Source organism: Rhodobacter sp. P1_C2, from assembly GCF_056406375.1.
The window spans coordinates 1-3,036 of sequence record NZ_JBFUAG010000033.1; the positions used below are offsets into that span (position 1 = coordinate 1).

General features: G+C 58.6%; 6 protein-coding genes. 2 read left to right on the forward strand and 4 right to left on the reverse strand.

What is annotated here, in order from left to right; translation table 11 throughout:
- Positions 1–218: transposase domain-containing protein (locus AC1DZT_RS25240; RefSeq protein ID WP_478002505.1), on the forward strand; the 218-nt coding region annotated here is incomplete at its 5' end.
- Positions 219–490: 272 nt separating this feature from the next.
- Here the strand turns inward: AC1DZT_RS25240 and AC1DZT_RS25245 are convergent.
- Positions 491–1,063 (reverse strand): chemotaxis protein CheB, encoded by a 573-nt coding sequence (locus tag AC1DZT_RS25245; RefSeq protein WP_478009409.1) that lies wholly within the window; start codon positions 1,061–1,063, stop codon positions 491–493.
- Between the two features lie 626 nt (positions 1,064–1,689).
- Positions 1,690–1,926, reverse strand: a complete 237-nt coding sequence (locus AC1DZT_RS25250; RefSeq protein WP_478001000.1) for a hypothetical protein — start codon at positions 1,924–1,926, stop codon at positions 1,690–1,692.
- Between the two features lie 85 nt (positions 1,927–2,011).
- On the opposite strand from AC1DZT_RS25250, the gene AC1DZT_RS25255 reads away from it, so the two are divergent.
- On the forward strand, positions 2,012–2,434 hold the full coding sequence (locus tag AC1DZT_RS25255; RefSeq protein WP_478009410.1) for a recombinase family protein: 423 nt from the start codon (positions 2,012–2,014) through the stop codon (positions 2,432–2,434).
- Here the strand turns inward: AC1DZT_RS25255 and AC1DZT_RS25260 are convergent.
- A complete protein-coding gene (locus tag AC1DZT_RS25260; protein ID WP_478009411.1) occupies positions 2,427–2,786 on the reverse strand; it encodes a hypothetical protein in 360 nt (119 codons plus the stop codon). The two genes, AC1DZT_RS25255 and AC1DZT_RS25260, sit on opposite strands and share 8 nt — an antisense overlap.
- A gap of 30 nt (positions 2,787–2,816) precedes the next feature.
- The coding region (locus tag AC1DZT_RS25265) for a transposase domain-containing protein (RefSeq protein ID WP_478009277.1) at positions 2,817–3,036 on the reverse strand (220 nt) is incomplete at its 5' end.

Below are 3,036 nucleotides of genomic sequence, written 5' to 3' on the forward strand. Positions count from 1 at the left end.
GACCCATAACCCTCAATCGCAAAAACGCGCTGTTCGCGGGCCATGATGAGGGCGGCCACACCTGGGCACGCATGGCCTCGCTTATTGAAACCTGCAAGCTGAACGCTGTCGACCCTTACGCCTACCTGCGTGCAACCCTGACAGCTATCGCCAACCGCTACCCGGCGTCCCGCATCGACGACCTCATGCCCTGGGCATTCCAAAAGCAGTCAAGCTGAAACCCATACGGGTGTCAGCCACCGCTTACGACAAGGCGCGGTGGGCAGTGGCAGGTGTCGAATGTGACGAATCTTCTGAAGCGGCTAGCGTAGTAAGCGCGCTCGCAAAGGGCGGAAAGCAGGCTTGCGCCGGTTTGATACCGCGTCAGCCGAATATCTTGAGAGCCGCCGGTTGCATTTGGGGCATCTGGCCTGTGAAAACACAGGCAACCGGAATGTCAGTCAATCCCCACATTTCGCGGCGGGCGAATGGCTACCGGCTTTCGGCGGCATCAACCGTCCGCCCGGTCCGCAATCAGCCTAATCTGCTTCGCGATTTCTTCGGGCGACAGGATGAAGTCGATGCAGCCGCTTTCTATTGCGCTCTGCGGCATATCAGGCTGAACGGCTGTTTCGAGCTTCTGAGCAATCGTGATGCCCCCAACATCTTTGATACCACATAACGCGGCTGCCCCATCACCATCGTATCCCGAAACGATGACCGCGACCAGTTGGCCGGTCCAGTTCTCCGTAAGCGAGCGCAGGAAGACAGTGATGACATCGGGCCACCCCCTCGGCTTCGAGATCGGTCTCAGGCGAAACTCCCCGTTCAGGACGTGGAGGTCACGTTTTTCCGGAATAATGAACACACAATTCGGGCGAACGTCCAATCGGTCTGATATCAGCTCCACCGGCATTGGCGTGTAGCGTGGCAGAATTTCGTGCAACAACGTAGACACGGTTCGCAGGTGATTTACGATAACAATTGCGACGCCCAGATCGGCTGGCAGATTTTTCAAAAGCCGCGTGTAGGCGTCAAGTCCGCCAGCAGATCCGCCGACACAAACGATCGGGAAATTCTTCATAGAAGACACCTTTCGTACCTTATCTTCAAAAAGGAGCACATTAAGAGATACTATAATGCCCCACTAGGCTGACGTTGTCCGTTCGGCAATGCGTCGGCAAGCCTGAATGACAAGTCTGGGGAGCCACACTGCGGCACGGAAGTGGACTCGAAGGGCGGGTTTGGGCTGAAACCGACATCCGATGCCCACGCTGGGGACATGCCCGAGGCGAACGACCTGACCGTCGGCATCATAGCGTTGGTCGCTCAAGCCGAAGGTGAGGCGATCTCCCGCCGCACCAAAGAGGCCCTGGCCGTGGCCAAGGCGCGCGGTGTGCAGCTGGGCAACACGAGCAGGGGCCGAGACGGTCCAACTGGCTGGGAAGGGTGCTGTGGCGCTCAGGTGGACGGTTACCGCCAATGCGGATAGATTCGCAGAGAGGCTGGCGCCGACGCTGGTGGATATCCGTGCTGGTGGACATCTTACGCTTAGAGCCTTGGCAGCCGAATTGAACTGGCGAGGGATGCAGACGCGACGGGGCGGACAGTGGCAGGTGTTGAATGTCCGAAACCTCATTGAGAGGCTGAGATAAGCAGAATAAGCGGCTGCCGTTACGGGAAAGACCCGCCTCGCGGCACGGCAAGCGATCAGGGGCGGCGGACGGAATTTCGGCCATCAATGATCTTGTGGATCAGGAGCGCTACTTCTTTGTGCATCGGCGCGCGACCGTCGTCATGCGGAACGTTTTCATGGGTCGTTGCTGCGTCCTTCAGAATGCCCATGATCTTCTTTTCTGGAATGATGTCGAGGTCATTGAGTGCCAGCATCAGGGACTCACAGATGGTGAGCGCGGCATTTCCGGCGATGTCATGGGGTTCTGTCATTTGCGTGCGAGTTTCCTTTGTGTGATCCGCCCTCTCGACAGGCGATATGCACCAGACTAGCACGTCATAACCAATCGGAGCTGCTTTGGAGCAGTGTTTCATCGCCGTCGACATGCCCGAGGCCAATGACCTGACCGTGGGCATCATGGGCCTCGTGGCTCAAGCCGAACGCGAGGCGATCTCCCGCCGCACCAAGGAGGCCCTGGCCGTGGCCAAGGCGCGCGGAGTGATGCTCGGCAACCCCAATGGTGCAGAGGCCCTCAAACGCGCTGGGAAGGGCGCTGTGGCCCTCAGGGAGGCGGTCTCGGCCAATGCCGAGGCCTTCGCAAAAGGGCTAGCCCCGGTGCTGGAGGACATCCGGGCGCAGGGGCAAGTCACGCTACGCGCAATGGCAGCCGAATTGAACCGGTGTGGCTCGCCACCAGAGTTGGCACAGTTTGACACCAGAGTTGGCAGCAGCGGGGTTTTGGCGGAGATACCGGAAACCGAACCCGTAACGATCAGATGAAAAACTTCAGTTGTTTAGACAGTCGTAGCCGGTCGTTCAGTGCAATCTGAGCCCCAGGCCGCTTCTGACCGCCGTCCTGACGGAGAACGTCGATCTCGCGTCCATCTGACAATTTGCGAAGGGTCTCAGCCATGTCCGCATTAGTGGCGGCCGTCCTATTGCCAATCGTGCTGACCAACTCCTGAAAACTAACTGGCCCGGCACCACCGATCTCGGCAACCTGCTTAGGAAGCTCGCCGAGGAGCTCCACAATCATGTTACCGCGATCCGTGTCAGAAAACTGAAAGAGGGTGTCGGCGGCCTCAAGTCGCGCATCATATCCAAGTTCAAACAGGCTATACGTTAAGTTCACAGTAAGCGGTGGCTGACACCCGTATGGGTTTCAGCTTGACTGCTTTTGGAATGCCCAGGGCATGAGGTCGTCGATGCGGGACGCCGGGTAGCGGTTGGCGATAGCTGTCAGGGTTGCACGCAGGTAGGCGTAAGGGTCGACAGCGTTCAGCTTGCAGGTTTCAATAAGCGAGGCCATGCGTGCCCAGGTGTGGCCGCCCTCATCATGGCCCGCGAACAGCGCGTTTTTGCGATTGAGGGTTATGGGTCGG